Annotated in this window: 12 protein-coding genes; 8 read left to right on the top strand and 4 right to left on the bottom strand. The window is 48.3% G+C overall.

Translation table 11 applies throughout. The features are described 5' to 3' along the window. Positions 1 to 5: 5 nt before the first annotated feature. The gene (locus QOL41_RS13420; RefSeq protein ID WP_283430168.1) at positions 6 to 2462 is read right to left on the bottom strand and encodes a SpoIIE family protein phosphatase; all 2457 of its coding nucleotides are present in this window, start codon (positions 2460 to 2462) and stop codon (positions 6 to 8) included. 257 nt (positions 2463 to 2719) lie between these two features. Between QOL41_RS13420 and QOL41_RS13415 the strand changes: the two genes are divergently transcribed. Next, positions 2720 to 4255 (top strand): Rne/Rng family ribonuclease, encoded by a 1536-nt coding sequence (locus tag QOL41_RS13415; protein WP_283430167.1) that lies wholly within the window; start codon positions 2720 to 2722, stop codon positions 4253 to 4255. A gap of 93 nt (positions 4256 to 4348) precedes the next feature. Then, a complete protein-coding gene (locus QOL41_RS13410) occupies positions 4349 to 6916 on the top strand; it encodes a hypothetical protein (protein ID WP_283430166.1) in 2568 nt (855 codons plus the stop codon). 267 nt (positions 6917 to 7183) lie between these two features. On the opposite strand, the gene pta is transcribed toward QOL41_RS13410, so the two are convergent. Then, positions 7184 to 8572, bottom strand: coding sequence for a phosphate acetyltransferase (pta, locus tag QOL41_RS13405; protein WP_283430165.1), 1389 nt, complete (start codon positions 8570 to 8572; stop codon positions 7184 to 7186). A 230-nt stretch (positions 8573 to 8802) separates the two neighbouring features. Between pta and QOL41_RS13400 the strand changes: the two genes are divergently transcribed. From QOL41_RS13400 to QOL41_RS13375, 6 genes are all read left to right on the top strand, one after another. Then, positions 8803 to 12687 carry a fibro-slime domain-containing protein gene (locus tag QOL41_RS13400; RefSeq protein ID WP_283430164.1) on the top strand — a complete coding sequence of 1295 codons (3885 nt, stop codon included), beginning with the start codon at positions 8803 to 8805 and terminating at the stop codon, positions 12685 to 12687. Positions 12688 to 12917: 230 nt separating this feature from the next. Then, positions 12918 to 16691: a fibro-slime domain-containing protein gene (locus QOL41_RS13395; RefSeq protein ID WP_283430163.1), complete on the top strand. Its 3774-nt coding sequence runs from the start codon at positions 12918 to 12920 to the stop codon at positions 16689 to 16691. A 187-nt stretch (positions 16692 to 16878) separates the two neighbouring features. Further along, positions 16879 to 20775: an InlB B-repeat-containing protein gene (locus tag QOL41_RS13390; protein WP_283430162.1), complete on the top strand. Its 3897-nt coding sequence runs from the start codon at positions 16879 to 16881 to the stop codon at positions 20773 to 20775. A 151-nt stretch (positions 20776 to 20926) separates the two neighbouring features. Then, positions 20927 to 21079 carry a hypothetical protein gene (locus tag QOL41_RS13385; protein WP_173654203.1) on the top strand — a complete coding sequence of 51 codons (153 nt, stop codon included), beginning with the start codon at positions 20927 to 20929 and terminating at the stop codon, positions 21077 to 21079. A 575-nt stretch (positions 21080 to 21654) separates the two neighbouring features. Further along, positions 21655 to 23034, top strand: coding sequence for a hypothetical protein (locus QOL41_RS13380; RefSeq protein ID WP_283430161.1), 1380 nt, complete (start codon positions 21655 to 21657; stop codon positions 23032 to 23034). A 17-nt stretch (positions 23035 to 23051) separates the two neighbouring features. Continuing rightward, positions 23052 to 23192 (top strand): hypothetical protein, encoded by a 141-nt coding sequence (locus QOL41_RS13375; RefSeq protein ID WP_283430160.1) that lies wholly within the window; start codon positions 23052 to 23054, stop codon positions 23190 to 23192. A gap of 90 nt (positions 23193 to 23282) precedes the next feature. Here QOL41_RS13375 and QOL41_RS13370 read toward each other — a convergent pair whose 3' ends face one another. Next, positions 23283 to 24041, bottom strand: coding sequence for a hypothetical protein (locus QOL41_RS13370; protein WP_283430159.1), 759 nt, complete (start codon positions 24039 to 24041; stop codon positions 23283 to 23285). A gap of 18 nt (positions 24042 to 24059) precedes the next feature. Beyond that, the gene (locus QOL41_RS13365) at positions 24060 to 24203 is read right to left on the bottom strand and encodes a hypothetical protein (protein WP_163439142.1); all 144 of its coding nucleotides are present in this window, start codon (positions 24201 to 24203) and stop codon (positions 24060 to 24062) included. Positions 24204 to 24206 lie beyond the last annotated feature (3 nt).

Here is a 24206-nt window from a genome sequence, read left to right as displayed (position 1 = left end):
GGACCTTACAAGGTCTTGGTGATTGCCAATTCGTTGTGGTCCCCGTTTCTGCGGTAACATACGCTGTCCATGGTTTTCTTCACAATGAATATTCCAAGACCGCCGACTTCACGTTCTTCGGCAGACAGCGTAATATCGGGGTCGGCCTGCTTGATCGGGTCGTAAGGTTTACCGTTGTCAATAAAGGTGAGTCTTGCCGAAAGCGTTGCCTTGCGGATTTCCACAATCAGTGTCACTTCGGTTGCTCCCGAGAACTTCACAATGTTACTATAGATTTCGTCAATCGCAATGTTAATTTGCATCTGCGATTTCATGGATCCTTCCATAGGAGCCAAGATTCCTTCGACGAATGCCGTTAAGATGTCTTGGTTTTCGGGAATCACATCCACAATTTTTTCATAGCGCTCCCAGGCGTCTTGCATTTGCATTTTCTTTGCTCCATCCATTGGTGTAAGGATGTCTTCGACAAACGTCTTGAGCGCATGGCTCTTGCCGTTGTCGGAAACATCGATAGTCTTTTCGTAGCGTTCCCAAACGGGTTCGTCAATTCCGTTGAACTTGACGGCGAGCATGGTGATGTCGTCGAATTGCGGAACGTCTTGTACAAAGTTGTCGATTTCTTTCTTGACCAACGCACAGGTGTCGGCGGGGCTTTGTTCGCCACCCTTTCTTATAATTTCAAGGAGCCTGTTGTCGCCGAACAGTACATTGTTGTTGTTGGTCGCCTCGGTGACGCCGTCGGTGTAAAGGAACAGGGTGTCACCCGGCTTAAGGTCGTAACTCTGTTGCTTGTAGATTGTATCATCCATGGCGGCCATGACAATGCCCGACTTGCTCGGAATAAATTCGGCGGTGCCGTCGTTGTGTCGTACAACAGGCGGATTGTGTCCAGCCGATGCAAAGTCAATGTGTCCCGTGCGCAAGTCGATAATGCCTGCCCACACGGTTACGAACATGTTCAAGCGGTTGCGCTTTGCAAGAGCGTAGTTCGTCTTGTTGAACGCTTCGTTGATCGACTTCAAGTTCTTGGTCATGGTGCGCAAGATAATGCGCGATACCATCATGAATAGTGCTGCGGGCACGCCCTTGCCAGACACGTCTGCAATCACGACGCACAAATGATCGTTGTCGATTTTAAAGAAGTCGTAGAAGTCGCCGCCCACTTCCTTGGCAGGGAGCAGGAACGGAGCGAGCTCGTGGCGGTCGTCGTCGGAATTTTCTTCGCGTTCTTCGCCGGGCAGCATCGAAAGTTGAATGTTTCGGGCGAGGTCCAGTTCGCGCTCGATACGCTTCATGTCCTTCTGCTTTTCAATGTTGTCCTTGAGTTCGGTCAACATGTTCGAGAATGCCCATGCAAATTCAGCCACCTCGTCGTGGCCTGTAATATGCGGAATTGCAACATCAAAGTTTCCGTGTCCAAGTTTGCGGGCGGCAATGGCCAAGTCCTTGAGCGGCTTTGCTACACGGAACGAAATCAGCAAGAGAATGATGAGTATAATGACATAGCCACCGAGAGCCATCATCAGGAACAGCTTGCGCATGGCGCTTTGGTCTTCCAAGTATTTTTGAATGGGCCACACGACCATGAATGTCCAGTTGGTCGAATGAATCGTGGTGTAGTAAATAGCTGATTCTTCGCCGCCGGCAACCGAGCCTATAAACAGTCCGCTGCTATCACGGCCATTGCGGTCAAAATTAACTTGCTTTTGTCCCCGTTTTTCTCTGACAACGATATCGCGGTTCCTTTTGCCCTGCGCAATGCTTTTCGGGTAGGCGACAGCCACGTTTTTGGTTGTGGTGATCATGGCGTATCCCGAGTTCGAAACAGGAATAGACCCGACTTCGTCTTTAAGGAATTCAATTGACATGTCTACGGCAAGCACACCAATCAGCACGTCTTCGCCATTATTGCCTTTCTTGAAAATAGGCGCTGTATAGACTGCAATCGGTTCCGGGACAAATTCGCCAATGAAGGGTTCCTGCCAGCGGCTCTTTTTGCCGTCCCTTACGCTGTAGTACCATTCCTTGTCCTGGTAGTTCGCGCCAGATACAAGCTTGGTATCAACGTGGTCAAAGCGGGCGAGTCGCATGTATTCGCCTTCCGGGGTTTCGGGGCCCATTCCCGGTTCGTAGGCGACCACCACGGCAACCACTTGGGGAATCAGGTTGCGGGCATTAAAGAGCGATTGCATCAAAAAGTCATCCATGTCCGCCTTGGTCATGGGGTGCTCGCTCACTTTTTTGGAAAGGTCTTCGCCAATGACCTTGCCCGCGTTAAAGAGCTTGTCGATGTAGTTGACGTTGGCGCGGCTGATTTCTTCGCCGTTTTCGGTGGTCATTTTGTTCAGCATGTCCTGAGTCTTGTAGCTCATGATGCCAAAGATCAGACCGAATACGACCGTAATGGCTGCAAGAATCATCATGGACTGCTTAAAAGCGAGCCCGCGGAAATTAAATCCCATATATTCCTCTCTTCTTATTGATTTTAAATATATGTAATTATTTGTCTTTTTTGCCTTTTTTTCTCTAAATTACGCCTTATTTCATTTTTTGAAAGCCGGAATTGCAATACGGACTTATTATATTTATGTTCCCTAGACTTTACGCTGTGGAAATGCGGTACTTTCCGTAAGAGAAGCACGTGGGTTCGGAAGCGTCCATACTTTTGGAAAGCTTCTTAGGGACGTCCAACAAGTTTTGCTTACTTTTAGGAGCTTTAATGGCAAATAAGTGCAAGCGCGGAATTTTGATTAGTAAGACCCCTTACGAAAAACGTATCGCCATCATGGAAGACGGCGAACTCGTTGAACTTGTCGTCGAGGGTGTATCTTCTAATCGAGTTCTGGGCAATATTTATAAGGGCGTGGTCCAGAAGGTGCTTCCGGCACTCAAGGCTGCGTTCATTGATATTGGCCTCGAAAAGGCAGGCTTTTTGCATCAAGAAGACGCCATGGACCGAAACGAACTCCTCCGTCGCGAATATGGCGACGACGATGATGAAGGCGGTTCTTCCAAGGAAGTCTCGATTGACGAAATTCTGCAAGAAGGCCAGGAAATCATGGTTCAGGTGGTCAAGGAACCGATTAGCACCAAGGGTGCCCGTCTGACCACGCACCTGAGCTTTGCAGGTCGTTTCCTCGTGTGCATGCCGGGCACCAACTTCATTGGGGTGTCCAAGCGTGAACGCGACCCGGCCAAGCGCCGCGAATTCAAGAAGGTGGTCCGCCGCCTCAAGGGTCGCGACGTGGGCTATATCGTTCGTACCAACGGTTTGAACGAATCCGAATTCGAAATCAACAAGCAGATGCGTGAACTCGAAAGCAAGTGGGAACAGACGAAGTACAACTTCGAAAACCAGCCTGCCGAAACCTGCATCTACGAAGAATCCGATTCGATTGAACAGACTGTCCGCGAATACTTCAGCGATAACACCGACTACGTGTATATCGATAACCGCGACGAATACTTTGCTCTGCGCGAATACCTCAAGGTGCTCTCGCCGGACAAGCTCGACAAGGTGAAGCTCTGGAGTTCCAACGAAAGCCTGTTCGAATACTTCAAGATCGAAAACGACTACGCACGTTCCCTGCAGCGTCAGGTACCGCTTCCGCGTGGTGGTAACCTCGTGATCGAACAGACCGAAGCATTGGTGTCTATCGACGTGAACACCGGTCCGAAGGTGCATGGCAAGGACCAGGGCAAGATTATCCTCGAAACCAACATTGACGCCTGCTACGAAATCGCAAAGCAGCTGCGTCTGCGTGACGTGGGCGGCCTGATTATTATCGACTTTATCGATATGGAAACCGAAGAAGACAACGAAAAGGTCTTCCAGGAATTCCGCAAGGCAATCCGCCGCGACAAGGCCCCGATTAGCCCCGCTCCCATCAGCCAGTTTGGCCTCATGGAAGTCACCCGTAAGCGCGTCCGCGTGAACCTGATGACCGAAAAGACCGAACGCTGCCCGGTGTGCGACGGCGACGGCCGCATTGCAACGCTCGAATCCACGCTCGGCATGATCGACCGCTGGATGGCACGCGCCAAGGCCAAGGGCAAGCTCCGCGAAGTCACTCTCGTGGTAAGCGCTCAGGTGATCGACGTGCTCTGCAAGGACCACAACCGCATGTTCAACTACTTGGAATACAAGCATGGCATGAGCATCAGCCTGGTCGAAGACGAGCACGCCCACATCAACCAGTTCTGGTTCTACGACAAGAACAACGAAGACATTACCGACCTCTACAAGTTCGTGTAATTTGTTCGTCATACAATTGAACAGGGCCGCTCAACCGAGCGGCCTTGCTTTTTTGTAAATGGGATTTTATATTTGAGAGAAAAGGAGGAAATGATGTTTAAGTGGTTGTTCTTCACTATTGCTACGCTTGTAACGCTAGCCAATGCATATACCATCACATACAATTATACAGGAGCCGAAGGCGGTTCTTGCACCGCGTCTGGAGTTAAGGATTCTGTTAGCGTCAAGTGTTCTGCGCCTAGCGGATATACTTGGGCGAGCGCCTCTTTAAAAGGTGAAGGTTCTTCAATCAGGTATTGCGTTCCTGACAGTTGCGTGGCAGACATCAAGGGCGACGTAACATTCAATGCCGAATATGCAAAATCCGAAAACGTCCGCAAAATTTCATGGCTTGAAACGGGATTCGGACTTCAGAATATTGTTCATGGTTATGCCATTGTAACCGATCCGGAGCAGACCAAGTTTCTGCTTGCGGCGGCCGTTGGCGACTCCGTTAAAATGACTCCTATGCCGGTAGAACGTTACCATTGGAAAAAATGGTACGACCGCAGCGGTTCTTCAAGAACTGAAATTAAAACAGAAGACAGCGTGTACGTGTTTGAAATGCCCGACATGAACCTTTCATTGGAAGCGGAATTCGATTATAACACTTACCGTGTTGTTGCAGACATGAATGGTGGCCCCGACGTATACTTCGACAGAGTCTGTTCAACTTTCGATTTCTGTTATCTTTGGAAAGATTCGACACATTGGGACGGCCATATTTTCCAGGGTTGGATGTTGGAAAAAGACGCTCAAGACACCTTCTTTATTCCGTTTGCCATGTTTACGGAACCGCTTTCGATACTACAATGGGACAGTGTCACGATGTATGCAAAATGGTTCGAGGCGAAGGTTCCCCAAAAGGTTAACGGATGCTACCAGATTGGCAGTGCAAACGAACTCTATGGATTCTCCTACCTTGTTAGCGGCAAGGACGGCTATGAAATAGAACAGGATGCCTGTGGCGAACTCTCTGCCGACATTGTCGTGAACAAAAACGTGTTGACTGCAACCGATTCACTCCGTAAGGATGCCGACCATTTGCTGTACTGGGTACCGATTGGAACGGCTGCCAAGCCCTTCATGGGAAAGTTCAACGGCAAGGGACATACGATTAGCGGACTTTACCTGAAGAATTCTGCTGGAAACGACGTCGGTTTGTTTGGCAAAGTACAAAGCGAAGAAAATAAGGTTGTTTCTATTGACAGTGTGGGCGTTATTGATTCTTACATTGAAGGAAAGGAACATGTAGGAGGCTTTGTTGGTGCAGTCGTAGAAAAGACGAATTTGTCTATAACTCACTCGTATGTTAACATGACCATTGTTGGACGCGAAATTGGCGGGCTTGTAGGCGGAAATAATGATTCCGTGAAAATCTCTATTGACCATTCTTATCATTCAGGGAAAATGTATCCTAACTCATCAATTCGTGACAAAGCCATTATGGGTGGCTTGATGGCACGTGCCGGAAGCGAATCATCCATTGCCATATCCAATTCCAATAACAAGGGAACTATAGATATCGCGGATTATATATTGGTCGATGCAGGCGGGTTGATAGGAACTGCGGAAAAAATGACTGCATTTACTATAGACAAAAGCTACAATGCGGCAAGAATAACTGGAAACAAATATAACGAATATTCCGCCGGAAGAGAGGTCGGAGGATTAATTGGTCGAATAGCTTCCAGGCATGTAGTAATATCGAATTCGTACAACGCGGGAGATATCGACTTGAGCTCTGGGGGATATTGCAATAATATGGCTGGAGGTTTATTAGGTCTCTCTTTTGTCGATTCACTGGAAGTATCTGGTTCTTATAACCGTGCTTCAATTACCGCCGACATTGCATCGGGCCTTATTGCTGAAGCAAGTGGCTACAAACTGACTATATCGACTTCTCATAATGATGGAAAAATTCAAACTCAGTCTGATTCACACAGTATGGCATCTAGGTGCAATGCTAGTGGTTTAATTGGTATTAATGAAAATACTTCGATAATCAATTCGTACAATATAGGCCAGATTGAAATCTACGACTCATACAATAAGAAAACCATACAGGGTGGTGGATTCTCAACAAAAACGGAAAGTCTTTCCATCATCAATTCTTACAATATGAGCGAAAATGCTTTCGACGTTTGCCAAGCGCTTCCCAAAGTGATGGCTAATGTCTTTTTCCGCAACCAATCGACTTGCGAAGGTTCAGTTAGCAAGAATTCGCCCGAAGAATTCGCTGACGGTTCTGTTGCCTGGGCGTTGTACAATTATAGCGCCGAAGGCGTAGACGGCCACGTATGGGGCCAGAAGGTCGGCACCGATCCGTATCCGCTCCTGAATGGTGCCGGTGTTGAAGGCTACGATGGCGGACGTACCTCGGTTGCGTTCAAGCCGAGCGTCAATTCCTTTACGATTGCAACTCAGGGTAGAAAGGTTCAGATCACGGGCGCTGCCGTAGGTGCGCCGTTCCACGTATTCGATATTCAGGGCAGAAATATTCCTGTCGCAGGATTTGCAAACTCGCGAATCAATACGCCCGATTTTGAAATAAGCTTGCCGAACAAGGGCCGCTACCTGATTTCTATCGGCGGAATCACAAGAACCATTTCCGTAAAGTAAAAACTGTTTGAAAAAGAAAAGGCGCCTCGTTAGACGAGGCGCTTCTTGTATATAGTTTCGAATTTAGACTCGAGCGGTTTTACCGTGAGCAACAAACGCCTCGTATTAACGAGGCGTGGTTGCGAGAGTGAGGCGATATCACGTTCTTGTAGATGCAATAGAGCCGCGCGGTCTTACCGTGAGCCGTAAGCGACTCGTATTAACGAGTCGTGTCGGCGAGAGCGAGGCGATATCACATTCTTGTTAATGCGATAGAGCCGCGCGGTCTTAATTAGCCTGTACCGCTGTGAGGGCAATCGTGTAAACGATGTCTTCCACGAGGGCGCCGCGGCTAAGGTCGTTCACCGGCTTAGCCAAGCCCTGCAACATCGGGCCAATAGCAATCGTGCCATGGGCACTGCGCTGCACAGCCTTGTAGCCAATGTTACCGGCAGAAAGACTCGGGAACACGAACACAGTAGCCTTGCCGGCGACGGTGCTGCCCGGGGCCTTCAGGGAACCAACGCTCGGCACGGTCGCGGCGTCGTACTGCAGCGGGCCATCCACCAGCATTTCGGGGCGGGCTTCCTTCACAATCTTGGTAGCTTCGCGAACCAGGTCTGCATCCGGGCCCTTGCCGCTGTTCATGGTGCTGTAGCTGAGCAAGGCGACACGGCTGGGGAGGCCGAAGGCCTTAGCGGTGTCGTCGCACTGCTGAGCGATGCCAGCGAGTTCTTCGGCGGTCGGGTTCAGGTTAATGGCGCAGTCGCCGTAAATGTAAGTCTTGTCCGGCATGCACATAAAGAACACAGAGCTCACGGACTTCACGCCCGGAGCGCACTTGATCACCTGCAAAGCGGGGCGCAAGGTGTCGGCGGTAGAGTGGATAGCGCCAGAAACAAGGCCATCGACTTCGCCCATCTTCAGCATCATGGTGCCAAGCATTACGTTGTCGGCGAGTGCTGCGCGTGCCTGGTCTTCGGTCATGCCCTTCGACTTGCGGAGTTCCACGAGAGTCGGCACATACTTTTCAGCAAGTTCTGCAGACGGTTCAATAATTTCAATGTCAGCCGGGAGAGCAACGCCCTGTTCCTTTGCCACAGCAAAGATTTCGTCCTTCTTGCCGATGAGTACCGGCACTGCGATCTTGCGGTCAATCACGAGCTTTGCGGCCTGCACGGTACGCGGTTCAGAACCTTCAGGGAGCACGATGCGCTTTTTAGCCTTAGAAGCCTTCAAGAGCAATCCAGCGCGGAACATGGCCTGGCTGGTCTTGCGTTCGGCCGGGGCTTCAGCCAAATCCTTGGCGAGGCACTTGCAGCAAGCGAGCAGGCGCTTGGGGCAGAACAAGTCAGCGTCTTCGCCGTCAGAATAAATCTTAGCATCGAGGGCGGTTGCCAAAGAGTCATTGTACTTCTGGGCCATCACGTCGCTCATGCCCTGTGCACCTTCGACCACCACGGCGTCTACGGAATCAAAGTCCTGCGAAAGGAAGTCGGCTGCAATCTTTTCCATGAGCACGGCGGAATTGTGGGCCTTCAGTTCCTTGACAGCTTCGGCACCATTCACGCAGGGCTTGTAGGTCGCGCCAATCAGGCCGGCGGCGGCTACAGCGTCCATGACTTCTTTGACTTTGGCTTCCATATTGGCGGAGGCGACCAAATACACTCGATTCATAAAAAACTCCTGTTGATTTGTAAATTCCTCCTAAAAATTAGGATTTTGATACCCCGCAGGCCTCGCTTTTTGTATTTATTTAGGGGTTTTTATTGAAATTCTCTCCATAAGTCTCCTTTTTCTTATAAAAACCCTACATAGTAAAGGAATGTTTGCTTTAAGATAGCGCAAAATAAACTATTATTTACTCCGGTTGTGTCTTGTGTGTGGGACATTTATGGAGAGAACGGATGAAGTGCAAAAACTTTTTCCGGGGTTTGGCATTATGCTTGACCCTTTTAGTTGTTAACACATTTGCGCAGGACTGTGTTGCCATAGCCCATGTTATTTACGATGGCAATAACCTTTTCTACGCCGATAACGAAGCCAATTTCAAGTATAAACAACTGAGCAAAGAAGACGACGGTACGTTTAAAGTCTGCTTCACTCAGGAACGTCTTGAAGGTTCCGACCGACAGGGTAGAGAAGACGTGCGCCAACTGCGTTTCGGTTCTTTCTGCGTCGAAGGCAAGGATTCCTGCACCACGTACTTGAACGAAGGCCATGAACCTTTCCTCGCCGAGCTGTTCCCCGAATACAAGAACGGTGTCGACAGCCAGCAGGTCTACCAGGTCTGGATTCAGATCAATCCCGACGGTACGCTTACCACCACGACGACCAAACCGGTAATCGTGGAACCCGCAAAAAAGACGATTCGCTTCTTGGCTCCGTGGAGCAACACGGGCGTGGTCATTATGCTGAACGGCAAGGCCGACTATACCACTCCGGTGGGTAGCCCCTACTGCGGTTGGTTCGAATATCGCGCCGTACTGACACCCAAGGACGCCTTCGTTTCGTTCAAGCAAACGATTGGTGATTTGCATATCGGCGCCGAAGGTGCCTCCAAGGAAGAAATCCCTGTGGAACAGGAAATCCGACTGGATTCCTTGCTCCAGATTTCTGACACCGTTTGGATTGTCGGCTCCAAGTACAACGAACCCGAACTTTATACGGCATTCCCCGGCGAACTCGGCGACTGCCCCATCAAAAAGCTCCCGGTCATGATGTTCGACTGGTTGCATGGCGATGGTTCTGACGAAGAAAACACAATTGCCCAGGCCGGCACTACAAGCCAGGACTTCGGTACGGGCGGATGCAAGAACGACAATGGCCACCAGATTATGAAGGGCATGGTCGAACGCGAACTGGGCCCCAACGGCGTTCCCGTTCCGGCGTCCAATTTCCCGAGCAACTGCAAGGTGACAGAACACCTCGGCAACTGGTTCTTGCCCGAAGCTATTCAAGGTAGCGACGGCAACATGTACACCAACGCCACTTGCCGCGACTTGGAACTTTCCTTGACCGACGATGGTTTCTGGTTCGGTCAGAAGAATACCGAAAGCCCCGAAAGAGGTTTGTTCTTCTTGGACGACTTCCAGTACCTCGATGAAGCTGGCACCATCCCGAACCCCATGTACGACAACATCACCTCTGACTATGGTACGCACAACTACGGCTTCACCATGAAGATCCAGGCTACCTTCGAATACGTGCCTGGTCAGTACTTTGAATTCTTGGGTGACGACGACGTTTGGGTGTTCATCAACAACAAACTGGTGGTGGACATCGGTGGTCAGCATACGCAGATTGAAGGTAAAGTCAAGCTTGATACCATTGGCAAGAACAATCCTGCAGACAAGCTAATTCCTGGCGAAACATACTCCTTCCACATTTTCTACGCGGAACGTCACCGCAACGAATCGAACTTCAAGATGCGCACTTCTATGGACTTGAAGGCCGAAGCAAGCATGTTCCTTACGGACCTGTCTGATGACCCGAAGTTGATTATCAAGGAAGTGTGGCAACTGGTGCGCGAAACGGTTCTCGCTTGCGACTTCTCTGCAAGCCCCGAAAAGCAGCACACGGAACGCGGCCCGTCTAACTTTACGCTTTACGGCAAGAGCCTCGACAAGAACGGTGTCGCTCTCAAGACGCTCGATTCCGCCTACTACAGCGGCATTACGGTAAGCAACGATTTCACGATGATTACCATCGACACCAAGGCTATCACGAAGGCTCAAGCTCTGCCGCCGGGAAACTACTACGTTCGCGTGCGCCTCAAGAGCAACCCGGATGACTACAAGGATATTCCGTTCACCATTGAACCTTACGAACTGCCGAACATTGCATTTGCAAGCGTCAAGGATTCGACCTACTTTATCGTAGACTTCGATACGCAGGATACAATACACTTCGACAAGTACTGGAACGCATTTGGTGACGAACTCAGTCGCGATATTTCGAGCGATACCCTGCCCATCAACCTCGACAAAACCGAAAAGCTCTGGGCCGGTCGTTCTTATCCTGTTCACGTGATGTACGCCGAAGAATGGGCCTCCATTTACAGCGGCATTGCAGTCAAGATTACGACCTCGACTCCGAACCTTGTCGTATGCGATTCTATGGGTAACCCCGTTAGCGAAGTGGTGCTCATGGAAGGCCGCGCTTCGTTCTTTGTCAAGGCAACCGACGAAGTTGTTAACGCAACGCTTACTCTTAATTGCTACGGTGCAAAGAACAAAGAAGTTCATTGGACAAACATCAACATTGCTGTGCCGCCGGTACCGCAGGTTGAAACCGCCTATATCTTTGACCGCACGGGCGAAGGCCGCGCCGACAGTATTTGGATCAAGTTCAACAAGCCGCTTGGTGGCCAGAGTGTTCTGGACTCGCTCACGTTCACGTTCGGTCCCGAAGATTTCGGCTCTTACAAGGCAACCTACAAGGATGGCGAACTGACCGCAACGGTGACGGCAACTGGAGTTGGCTTTGGCTCTATCATTTATACTGGTAAGGAAACTGCCGACGCCCAGTACTTGGGCAAGATCGATACCATCTGGTACACCTATACCGACGAAGAAGGCAAAAAGTCTCCGTTCTGGGTCGAAGGCGCCTTGACCGATAAGGTGGGCCCGGTAATCACCTCTGCCGAAGTCAAGTACCTCAAAGACGGTAACACCCAGCTGACCATGAAGTTCAGCGAAGGCGTTAGCGGCACCGATGCTACTACCGACTTGTTCCGATTCCATTGCTGGAAAAACAACGTGCAGGATAGCGCTGTCAAGAGTGCAAGCGACATTCTGACAACGCCTGAAAACGAATGGAAGCTGATTTTCCCGAAGGGTCTCGATACCGACGTGATTCCGGCTGTGGGTGACTCCGTGCGCTTTATGCCGCCGTCTCAGTTGGGCTTGGCTCTTGACCTTGTGGGTGTAGGCCCGCACGAATTGAACCCCTGGGTTCGCGTGACTGGCGAACAGAAGGTGACTGTCACGAGCCCGAAGGTGGTAAGCCTTTCTACGGAATCTCCCGCTTTCGAAACGGCCCGCGAAATCATCAGAAACGAAGTGGCAACCGTTCCCAAGTTGGTAGGTGGCGAAACCGTGCTCACGGCTGAACAGGTGGCCGCTGAATACGGCACGCAGGGGCACTACTTGGGCGACCTCGACATGGCCGAACTCGTGGAAAACGAAATCGCCGAAATTTCGAAGGTCGTAAAAGAATCCAACATGCTTGTGGATAAGGACGAAGCCGAGGCTGCTGAAGAAGCTGGCACCACTCCGAAAACCTACACCTTGGAAGAGGTCATTGCTAAGGTCGATAACGGTCAAATGTCCATCAAGGAAGCTAAAAAGCAATATGGCTTGAGCGAAGTCATTGTTGACGCTTACGAAAATGGCCTGCTGACCAGTCATAACCTGAAAAACTACCAGAGCGGCACTCCGGCTGATATCCAGCAGATTGTGAGCTCTGTGGCCGACAAGACCGAACTGCGCTACGAAGCGATTTACTATTCGAGCCTCGGTCATTACGTGAACAGCCATTCGGGCATCATCACCTGTAACGCCGACATCTTCAAGGAAGGTGGCAAGCAGAACTGCCTCGACAACGACGGCAAACTCTTCTTGGCTTGGAACATGCGTTCCAATAGCGGTCGCCTTGCATCGACAGGTGTCTACATTGCCCGCCTCAAGTTCCGTATCAAGGTGAACACCAAGGTCATTACCGACCGCACCCAGGACTTCCTCTGGGGTGTGCGTCGCGGTCAGGTGAACGCCATCGACCTCGGAATTTAAACAAAAAACACGCTTTTTTGCACGGCGCCCATAAGGGCGCCTTTCTGTTTTAGGGGGAAAATAGCCGGTTTTTCGGGAATTTTACCCCCAAAAAGCGCGATTTACACGATTGTTACGCAGAATTAACGGATTTCGGGTAGGGCCTAGTTGATTTTTGTGCAAAAAAAATTTATTTCTACTATATACGTTATAAAGTTAGGTAAGTTGGGCTTAAAACCCAGGAGATGTGGATGAGGTGTAATTTGATCAAGAGAGCAACTCAGTTGCTCGCTTTACTAGTTCCCGCGACTTTCGCGGCGACGTATACGCTTACAGCTACTCACGAAGGCGAACTCTACTACGCTATTTACAACAATGCCAAAGATGAATGGGCTACGGGCTGCTCTAGCATTCCGAACCGTAGCGTGAGTTTCAACATCGAAAGTCGTAGGGTCTTGCCCAATTACGACTTGTACGTCTTTACTGACGCTAGCTGCCAGAACCTCCTGACTTCGGAAGGCATTTCGTTTAGCGATTTGTACCCGACTTCGCAGCAGGCAAGAATCACCATTTCTAACGATGGTACTTGGAAATTCACATCTCAAGGTGGATTCCCCGGTGGCCCGACAAATCCGGGTGGCCCAGGTGCTGGTGACAATCCCGGTGACCCTGGTAAAGACAATCCGGGTAAGCTTGCTGAGGGCATGAAGGTTATCAGCTTCTTTACGCCTTGGACCAATACCAACGCACAGGTATTTGTAGATGGTACCCCCACCGCCATGATTCCGCTGGACAATTACTGCGGATGGTTCATTGCTGCAGTCAAGGCCCCCACTGAAAACTTCACTGTTTACTTTAAGCAGACCATTGGCGAAAACTTTGTGGGCGCACAAGGTCTTACCTCTTCTCAGCCCGACATTACCGCCGAAATCAAGCTTGACTCCGTGGCCGCCCTTAGCGACACCGTTTGGGTCAAGGGCAACCAAGAAGGCGAACCTGGCGTTTATGCAGAACACCCTGCTGGCGTTTTGGGTGAATGCCCCTTGAAAAAGCTTCCGGTCATGATGTTCGACTGGCTGCATGGTAACAAGGGTGATGGCGTAAACGGTAACGGTAACCCCGAATATGGTGTTAGCGCAGACTTCGGTTCTGGCGGCTGTAGCGGTAGCCCCATGCGCGGCATGGTCGAAACCCAGTTGGGGGCAAACGGTGTGCCGGTTCCTGCGACTCCGTTCCCCGAAAACTGCAAGATTACTGAACACTTGAGTTCTTGGTTTCTCCCGGAATCCTTGGCTGTCGATGCCCAGGGCAACAAGCTTACCAACATGACTTGCCGCGACCTGTACATCTCTATGGATAGTGCAGGTTTCTGGCTGGCCGAAATTTCGAAGGATGCTATTTCTACGGGTAACGAAGCCAACCGTGGCGGTATGTTCCTGTTGGACGATTTCAAGTATCTTGACGAAGCAGGTACTATTCCGAACCCGTATTATGATCAGCAGAGAGGTGGTAAAGATAACGCAAACCATAATTTCGGCTTTACCATGAAGGTGCAGGCCACGTTCGAATACATTCCGGGCCAGTACTTCGACTTCTTGGGTGACGACGACGTGTGGGTGTTCATCAATAACAAACTGGTGGTAGACATCGGTGGCCAGCACGCTCAGGTCGCGGGTGCCGTAGACCTGGACACCCTCGGCCTTACTCCGGGCGAAACCTACAACTTCCACATTTTCTATGCCGAACGCCATACGAGTTCTTCGAACTTCCGTATGCATACTTCGATCGACTTGAAGACCGAAGCTAGCATCTTGCTCAAGAACCCGAATAACGACCCGAGCATGATCGACAGAGAAGTCTGGCAGAAGATTCGTAAGAACAAGCTTGCCTGCGACTTCACCGAAGGCGAAAAGGAACTTTCGCTTGAACGCGGTCCTTCTATCTTCACGCTGTTTGGTGGTAACCTGCCCTCTAACGGTGTGGTACTCGATACGGCCGGCATGTGGTTCGGTGGCATTACCGTGAACAGTGATTTTGACTCCTTCAGAATCGACAAGGAATCGATCAAGGACAATCGCGGCCTCGCTCCGGGTGTGTACTACCTGCGCGTAACGCTCCGCTCCGACAATTCCCAGTACAAGGATGTGTACTTTGTGGTGGGCGCCTACGAACTGCCGAACATTGTGTTTGCCGATTCTACTGGCAAGAACCTCGGTTCTACCGTTCGCAGCGACACCTTGCCGCTCAACATGAACAAAGACGTTACCATGTGGGTGGGCCAGTCTTATAAGGTTTACGTGCAGTATGCCGAAGACTGGGCTAGCGACGAAGTGGTTTATCCCTCGACAAACTTCGAAGATTTGATTCCTTGCGACTCGCTCGGCAACCCGATTACCGAAGTCAAGCTCGTGAACGGCAAGGGTTCGTTCTACGTGAAGGCTGTTGGCGAACTTTGGGGCGGCACGCTGTATGTAAAGGGCCAGGCTTCGGGCAATACCGCTGTCTGGAACGGCATCAACTTTGCCTTGCCGCCTGTACCGCAAATCAAACTTGCTGAAATCTTTGACCGCGATGGCGATGGCCGTGGCGACAGTATTTGGATTGAATTTGATGGAACGCTTGGTGGCAAGAACAGACTCGATTCTGCCAAGTTCACCTTTGGCACCAAATTCCAGGATGCTTACAAGCTGACCTATAGGGACGGCGGTACGCATGCAACGATCGTTGCCTCGGGCAGTGGCTTTGGCGGCGCCGTGTTTACCGGCGGAGTCGATAAAGTCTATACCGGTCAGATTACGGTGTGGTACACTTATTCTGATAATGGCAAGACTTCGTTCTTCCCGGCTCAGGGCCAGTTGCAAGACCAGATTGGTCCGGTCATTACCGCAGCTGAAGTGTCTTACATGAGCGACGGTAACACGCAGCTCTTGCTCACCTTCAGTGAAGGCCTCCAGAATGGCGAAAAGACCTCTGACATGTTCCAGTTCCATGTCTGGAAAAATGGAATCATGAGCACCGATGTCAAGCAGGCAAGCGATATCTCGGCAGCTGCTACCAACCAGTGGAAACTGATTTTCCCGAAGGGTACCGATACCGACATAATTCCGGCCGTGGGCGACTCCGTGCGCTTTACGGCACCGCCGCAAGTTTCGCTTGTGAACGACTTGATGTACGTGCCTCCGCATGCAAACAACCCCTGGATTCGCATTACCGGCGAACAGCGCGTGACCATTACCAGCCCGGGCGTTGTGACGCTCAATCCGGGAACGCCTGCATACGACAGCGCAAAGACGATTATTACGAGCGAATCTGCCACTGTGCCGAAAATCGTTCAGGATCCTTCTATCTTGACGGCAGAACAGGCTGCAGCCGCATACGGCACGCAGGGCCATTTCTTGGGCGACCTGAATATGGCTGAACTTGTCGAAAACGAAATCGCAGACATCATGAAGGCTATACAGGGTAACCCCGTGTATACCGACAAGAAGGCTGACGCTTCGAAGGGTGAAAAGACCACCTACACCATCGAAGAAATTATCGCTCAGGTAAGTTCTGGTCAAATGTCGATCAACGAGGCCAAGAAAAAGTTCGACCTCGACCCGATTATCGTAGACGCATACAAGAACAACGTGCTTACCAACGAAAACGTCAGCAACTTCTCGCGCGGCACCGAAGCCGATGTCCAGAAGATTGTAGAAGCGGTCGCCCAGAGCACGGAACTGCGCTACGAGGCCACCTACTACTCTAGCCTCGGTGAATTCGTGAACAGCTACTCGAACGTGATTACCTGTAACGACGATGTGTTCAAGGAACATGGCCAGGGCACCTGCCTCGAAAACAACGGCAAGCTGTTCCTCGCCTGGAACATGCGCGCAAATAACGGTCGCCTGGTCTCGACCGGCGTGTACATCGCAAGACTTGCATACCGCATCAAGGTCGGCAGCAAGACCATGGTGAACCGCACTCAGGACTTCTTGTGGGGCGTGCGCCGCGGCAAGGCCAACGCACTTGATTTAGGTCTCTAGGTCCTGGTTCTAGAATAAAGAGTCTCTCTCGGCAAAAAGAAGACCGCACCTTTGGGGGTGCGGCCTTCTTGCTTTATGGCGCCTTTTGCAGCCGGACTTGTTGACAAATTAAGCTATTCTATGTAAGTTTATCGTATGTATGCGGTAAGCTATTATCGTACACCTATCAAATAGAAGGGAATGGGATATGAAACTCAAAAGCAAATTTTTGAGCATTTTCGCCATGTTCGCACTGAGCATGGCTGCAACATCCGCTTGGGCAGGAGAAGTGGAACTGACTTCTGATGGAAATGGTGGCTATTATGTCAATATGCCCGCGACAGGAACAAATACCCTGGTAAACATCCCGGAAGGGGTGACGACCTTCAAGGTGTACGATGATGGTGGCCTTAATAAAAATTTTTCGTTAAATTGCGACGGAAATCTTGTTCTTGTTGCGCCCGAAAACCATTTTGTCAGATTGAATGGTACGATGGTGGCTGTTCAGCTTAATGGCATGTCAAGTGGCAGCCTCGCTTTGTACAATAGTGAGATATCTCAAAGCAATAAGGTATTCGAAGAATATGGAAATGCCACAATCAAATGGCTTAGCGACGGGAATACTTTGATTCTTGGTTTCAAGAATTTCGATAGCAGAACACCCTCTGCGGGGTTGGACTTGACTGTATCCTTTGTGAGTTCGAGTGATCCGTTCTTGGTCGATATAGTTCCTGTTGATGGCGGAAATGCCGTGAGCTCAGTGACGAATGTTTTGCAGGGAGCATTGGTCTCTGTGACGGCTACTCCGGCAGAAGGCTATGCGTTTGATCATATTGAGGTTTATGATGAGAGAGGAAATCCGATTGCGGTAACTGGTGGCACTTGGCTTACTAGTGCAACAGGCTCGTTTGTTATGCCCGCAACGAATGCTGTTGTCACGCCTGTATTTGTAGCAGAAAATGTTGGACCACGTGTAGATATGCCTTGGAATGGTATAGCTAGGTATACGATATCCGGTGGATTGACAGTATTTGGCGTCTATGATTATCAGTTCTCGGAAGATTTTGACTGTGGAGATTTTAGCAGTCCTTTGGTATTGACAGCTCCCGAGGGATATGTTTTTTTATTGCGTGAAAAAATAGGTGGTCAGTATTATGGGTCAAATTCTGGTTTTTATGCATTCGATGGCGATTTTGAAGATCCTATAGGAACCTTTGCTGAACAGATGGATGAAAGGGGGATTACTTCGGGAAGAAAACTGACGCTAGTTCATAGACCGACATGTGAAGCGTATGGCAAAATGGGGATTAGACTTCTCGATGCGAGTGTTACGCACAGTGTTGAAGTGAGTTACAAAGGGGATGGATATGTCGAAGATGGCTTGTCCTCGGCATCAGCTGGGAATACGATTAAGCTGACCGCGACTCCGGACGATGGTTACATGATTGGTCGAATTTCTGCGAATGCTATATCAGAATATGGTAGTTGGTGGCCTGTCCCTATAACTGGCGGTACATGGTATACGAGCAATGATTACTCCTTCACCATGCCCTATGCGAATGTCGAGGTAGATGTCGAGTTTGTTGAGAAGATGACTACTGCTGAAGAAGGTCTCTTCATAGAGATGCCGAAACGGGATTCCGTGATTGCCACTATTCCTGAAGATGTTGAATCGTTTAATGTTACGGGCGGTTGTGATGGGGGGAATTGCAAGGGAACGCTTGTATTGGCGGCGCCCGAAGGGCTAAGGTTCCAACTGTCCGGTTCCATAGAATTTGACGGCGAGGATGCTGCCATAACTATCTATGATGGTGCGGATAAAGAAATTACTGAAATTTTGAAGATGAGTCAAGGTGGAGATGTTCATTTAAATAGTTCCGGGAACATTCTTACGATAAAAAATGTGTCTAGAAAAACTTACGAATCGCTCAATTTAATTGTGACGGTTGTAAATCCTAATAAAAAATATAATGTAAGGGTTGTCAATCATCTGTATGGCGGAACAATTGTTGCAAGTACAGAAAGCGCAGCTCCAGGAGAAGTTGTTTCTGTGATAGCATCTCCAGCTATTGGATATATCTTTAGTAGCCTTGAAGTTATTAATGATGATAATGGTTATAGTTTATTTTATGCAGAAAATGATTCATCATGGTATACTAATAAAACTCAGTTTATAATGCCGAATAAAGATATTTATGTTGAGGCTTATTTTAATAGAACAAATGAAATTGGTAGCGAGATTCCCAAGGAAGGTGAACGTGTAATTAATATTCCTGTAGGAATAAAAAAAATCAATATCTTTAATAGTGCTTATGGTGATGATTGGTTGTATTATAACAATAGCCATGGAACTCTTGTTCTGACTGCGCCCGAAGGTTATAAATTCCATGTTATCGGAGGCGAAGTAGCGATTTCTGATAACGGAGATTCCTTAGTTGTTTATGATGGGAATGATGCCAATTCTTCAAAAATTGCAGGGATTTCTTCTGGGGATGAAATAGAGGAATTGCGTAGTACAGGAAGAAGCTTGGCATTCCGTTTTACGACTGATGACGTGGGAAATGATTATGGTGTTTATTTAGAACTAGAACTTGTTAATGAGAGTGGAGAGTATCCTGTTATTTTAGATTATTCGTATTGTGGTAGTTTAGTGTCTAATACAGAACTTGCTGTGCCAGGAGAAAAAATTGTATTGACGGCGTATCCAGAGGATGGTTGTTCGCTTAATAAAATTACGGGTATATGGAAAGATGAAGACCATAACGAACACAAAATTGATATGATTGATGGTTCGTGGTATACTAGTAATGAAGCCCTATTTGAGATGCCTGCAGGGGATGTTGTATTGACTGCAGATTTTGTTAGAGAAAGTGGCAGATTTGATGTATTTATTCCGAATACTGATGAATTAAAGATAAATATTCAAAATGAAAAGGCCTCTATAGGTGTTTTTGCTAAGAAAGATGATCAAGATTATTATTTCAATAATAATGATGGAACGCTTGTGCTAACAGCTCCTGAGGGATATTCGCTCCGCGTAGAAGGTTGGCTTTCGATGGCGGATGAGGGCGATTCTCTGTATATTTATGATGGTGAAAATACAGATGCGCAATCAATTGTAAAAATGTCCGTTGACGGTGAAATTGGTCAAATGTTTAGCTCGGGAAGAAGTCTTACATTCCGATTCAAAACTAACGAAGATGGAAGTAATGATGAAGGAATCAACTTGTATGTTTCTGTTATAAAAAATTACGGATCGCCCGCTGTTGTTGTTTATGACAATGAATATGGAGATAGAATTGCTTACATTAATGGTGATTATAATGGTGCGGAGACAGTAAGCATTCCTGAACCATTGCAAGTGGAGGGAATTCTATATGCGCGTGAATTTACCCCATATACGCCAGCAACAGTTGTGTTGCCGTTCAGTTTGCCAGAAGGGGCTTCGGTCAATGCGAAGTTCTATAAACTTTCAGAGGTTAAACAAGAAGGAAATTCTTGGAAAGCGTATATGACCTGGATTGGTGAAGGAAATCTTCCTGAAGCAAACAAACCTTATGCGGTGGTGACTAGTGGTGATGATCATCAGTTAATGTTTGATTGGAATTATGGTAAGAAAGCAACTGTTCAGACAACTGAAATTGTTAAGCAGGACGATTTGAGCGGAAATTGGGAATTTGTTGGTACGTATTCATATAAGGTTTGGAATGAAAATGATTCTGAACTTGGGCTTGCATACGCATTTGCTGGAAACCATGAAAAGACAATTGCAAAAGGTAAATTTGGAAAAATTGGCGCAGGCTCGTCTGCGAATCCGATGCGAGCGTATCTCAAGAAAAAGAGTGCTGATGTGCGTCTTCAACCGCTTAGCCGTCCAGTTGCCAAGAGTGAAAATCACTACTTAAGTTCTATGGGAAATATGCCCGAAACGATTGATGTGGAATTCCTTGATGACGGAAAAACGACTGCTGTTGGGCGGATGAACATCGTGACAGGTGAATTTAAAATTGACCGTTGGTATGACCTCAAGGGCCGCCGTCTTAATCACAAGCCTACGACGAAAGGAATGTATATTAACAATTTTAAAAGGGTGATTGTCAAATGATACAACGAAAAATAATGGTATATTGTGAAAAGAAGGTGTATTGCAAGCCCGAGATGGATGTGATTGTGATGAATCGACAGGAGGAATTATTATGCCAAAGTGGCTGTAATCCTGACGATGAAGTTGAAGCTGTTTTTGGAGATACTTACCCATGATGAAAAAAGAATATAATGCCCCTGAAATGAAGGTGTTCCGTTTGGAACAGCGTTCTACCCTTTTGCAGAGTAGCGATGGCGATAAAACGCCAGTGATCCACGGGCCCATTGGCGAAAATCTGGTTGACGGACCTGACCCGCTGGTCTAACTCTAAGATTGGCATGAAAATAGCTGTATTGTAAACGGAAGTTTACTTGACGGATTGTATAGTAAAAATTAAGTTTACTATATGATTACGGTAAGTTTATTTTCATGTTGTACGGGTATGATCTTCCTGACCATGCTTAAAACTTGCCATATGGCAAATTTTTCGACACACTCTCATAACGGGGTGTGCCTTTTTAATCTAGAAGGGAAAATACTATGAATCTCAAAAGCCAATTTTTGAGCCTTCCTGCCTTGCTTGCAATGGGCATGGCAACAACCTCTGCCTGGGCCGCCAATACAGAGAAAACAATTTTAGTTGAACTTCAAGGGGATGATATTAATGGTTATTATGTGAATCTGCCGAAACCATCGGAGACAAGCACAACTGAAAAGATAACTGCTAATTTGACGATTCCTGTAGGAGTGAAATCTTTCAAGGTGTACGATGATGGTGGGGTAACTGGATCTGCTTCTGAATTTCCTTGCGATGATAATAGAAACTGTAGTGTAAGACTTATTGTGACGCCCCAGAATGGAGATTTTCTCCATTTGTCGGGATTTGTTACTGGAAACAATATGCGTCTCATTGTTGATCCAGGAACTGAACGTGTCAATCTTAGTAGTAAGCATTCGATATATGTAGAAACAACATCATCAGATCTCAAGGCATGGACTTATAATCAACCGATGCAAATTGAGTTTTGGGAAAAGCGTCCGTCTGGCGGCAAAGACATTGAATTGACTATAGACGTTGCTATGGATATCGGTACTGACGGGCCGGGGGCTTATTCGTTTACTGATGGCGTAGACTACCTTGAAATGCATGCATCTCCTTCAGCAAGCAAGGTTAATAAAACGACAACTTTGACATCTCCCGCAGGAACCATGATGTATGTTACATTCGATGATGTGCTTGCAGAAGGTGATACAGTGGCCGTTTTGAATGGAGAAAGCAACAGCACCGATACGCTTTTAAAGGTGACGAAAGCAACCAATAATGATGTTGTGTATGTTTCAAGCAATAAGGCGACCATTTGCGTCAATACAAATGACAATGGCTTGGACGATATTTTGAGAGCGTATGCACGAGTCTTAACGAAGAATTCTACACTGCCCACTGCGGGAGTTGATTTCTATAAAAATGAAGCCACTGGCTATACTGTTGCTAAGATCAGTGATGCTCAAGAAGACGCTATTAGCATTTCGAACCCCATTGAAGTGGATGCGGTTGTATACGATCGCGTGTTTACCGCAAGAACTCCGGCTACCATCGTGTTGCCGTTCCAGCTGCCTGAAGGTGCTACGACAAACGGTAAGTTCTACTACCTTAAGGAAGTTGTTAAGATTGATAACAATTGCAAATGGAAGGCTATTTTCAGAAATATTAAGTTGAAGGAACCGAATCCGAATGCACTCCCGGATGCTAATACTCCTTATGCAGTTATCGTTGAGGATGGAAGCGAACTTACGTTCAATCTGAATGGTGGTAAGGCTGAATTCCAGACTGCCACTATTGCAGAACAAGAAGATGATAGTCATAAGTGGATTTTCAAGGGAACCTATGAATATAAGACTTGGAATTCTAATGATGAAGAAATTGGGCTTGCCTACGCTCTTGCTAGCGAAAATAGCGCCAATTACACTGCTGGCCAATATGTCAAGGTTGGCGCAGGCGCTTATGCCTATCCGATGCGCGCTTATGTGCGCAAGGTAAATGCGGATGTTCGTCTTAGCCGTCCGTTAGCCAAGGGTGAAGTAAGTTCCATTGAAGATATGCCCGAAGTTATCGATGTCGAATTTGTTGACGAAGGCGAAAAGCCGATGGCCATTGGCCGTATGAACACGGTCACGGGTGCAATTAAGATTAACCGCTGGATTGACCTCAAGGGCCGCAGCACAAACCACAAGCCTACCACCAAGGGCGTATTCTTTAACAAGAAGGGGATTGCCAAATGATGCAGCAGGAGTTTAAAATGAATAACGAAAAGAAAGTGTATCGCAAGCCCGTCATGGAAGTCGTTGAAATGGATTATGGCCCGAGCATTTTGGAAGCCAGTTGCTGTACAGATACAGCAGATGAAGAATCTTTTGGCTCGGAATATCAAGACGAGTAATAATTCTCCAACTTTAGAAACCATAAAACCATAAAAAGGCACCGCTCAACGCGGTGCTTTTTTATATCCCAAAAATTTTTAGGCTAAAGACTATTTCTTGTCGAGCTTGGCGTTGATTTTCTTTTGCAGTTCCTTGAGCTGCCAACGGCCACGCTTGTCTTCCAAGAAGAAGTTGGTGCGGATTCCGCGAGAAAGGCCGCGGTCGATAATGTTCAAGGCGTCGGCATAGCGTTTCTGGTCAAAGCGCAGTTCCGCTAAAAAGAAGTAGTTGTAAAGGTCGCGCGGATTCTTTTCGAGCGCAAGGCTCAAGTATTTGTCGGCAAGCTTTTTGTCGGGCCACGACAGCACCAGCGGCACGTAGGGCAACACAAAGTGGGCACGGCCAAGCACCTGGTAGTCTTCGGCCATAATGGCCACGTCGCGCACGGTGGTGGCAACGCCTTCCTTGACCGAGGTAAGGGCGCCGCGTTCGTTACCCCACATAGAAAGGGCGCTCGCGTACACGTGCGCAATTTCCCGGTTTTTCGGGAACTTCTGGTAGGCGGACTCGCTGATAGTCTTTAGGCTGTCCAGTTTGGCCTTGCGCTGGTGCTTTTCAAAGTGCACAAAGCGGAAAGAGAAAAACAAACTCTTCACGTAGCCTTCGGTGGCCTTCTCTTCGACAGAGGGGTCCTTCATTGCCTTGCGGTAGCTATCGATCATGAGCGTTGCGTTCTTGGCGTTTGCCTTGTCGCCAATGGCACGCTCGGCGCGTGCTGTATAGCAGGAATCTGCAATACGCAAGTCTTCGTTTGCCAATGCAGTTCCGCTAAATGCAAACACCAGCAATGTTGCCAAGAATCGTTTCATTTTCCCCTTTTTGCCAAACTACACTTTCCAGTTCTGCAAGACTTTATTCAACTGGGCGATGCGTACCTTTTCGTCGTCGGTACCGTGGTAAGTCTTGAATAAAAGATAGCGATATTCCATGAGTGCAGTGCGAATAAGGACTTTATCTTCTTGTTTTAGCATTGC

The sequence above is a fragment of the Fibrobacter sp. UWB10 genome, assembly GCF_900182935.1.
GTDB classification, from domain to species: Bacteria; Fibrobacterota; Fibrobacteria; order Fibrobacterales; family Fibrobacteraceae; genus Fibrobacter; species Fibrobacter succinogenes_O.
The sequence above is the reverse complement of the archived record's forward strand: the minus strand, read 5'-3'. Positions and strand labels throughout refer to the sequence as shown.

Coding starts and splice junctions, on each gene's coding strand:
- pta (WP_283430165.1), bottom strand. CDS start 8,572: ATGAATCGAGTGTATTTGGTCGCCTCCGCCAATATGGAAGCCAAAGTC.
- QOL41_RS13390 (WP_283430162.1), top strand. CDS start 16,879: ATGAAACTCAAAAGCAAATTTTTGAGCATTTTCGCCATGTTCGCACTG.
- QOL41_RS13365 (WP_163439142.1), bottom strand. CDS start 24,203: ATGCTAAAACAAGAAGATAAAGTCCTTATTCGCACTGCACTCATGGAA.
- QOL41_RS13400 (WP_283430164.1), top strand. CDS start 8,803: ATGAAGTGCAAAAACTTTTTCCGGGGTTTGGCATTATGCTTGACCCTT.
- QOL41_RS13385 (WP_173654203.1), top strand. CDS start 20,927: ATGATGAAAAAAGAATATAATGCCCCTGAAATGAAGGTGTTCCGTTTG.
- QOL41_RS13415 (WP_283430167.1), top strand. CDS start 2,720: ATGGCAAATAAGTGCAAGCGCGGAATTTTGATTAGTAAGACCCCTTAC.
- QOL41_RS13380 (WP_283430161.1), top strand. CDS start 21,655: ATGCGTCTCATTGTTGATCCAGGAACTGAACGTGTCAATCTTAGTAGT.
- QOL41_RS13370 (WP_283430159.1), bottom strand. CDS start 24,041: ATGAAACGATTCTTGGCAACATTGCTGGTGTTTGCATTTAGCGGAACT.
- QOL41_RS13410 (WP_283430166.1), top strand. CDS start 4,349: ATGTTTAAGTGGTTGTTCTTCACTATTGCTACGCTTGTAACGCTAGCC.
- QOL41_RS13420 (WP_283430168.1), bottom strand. CDS start 2,462: ATGGGATTTAATTTCCGCGGGCTCGCTTTTAAGCAGTCCATGATGATT.
- QOL41_RS13395 (WP_283430163.1), top strand. CDS start 12,918: ATGAGGTGTAATTTGATCAAGAGAGCAACTCAGTTGCTCGCTTTACTA.
- QOL41_RS13375 (WP_283430160.1), top strand. CDS start 23,052: ATGAATAACGAAAAGAAAGTGTATCGCAAGCCCGTCATGGAAGTCGTT.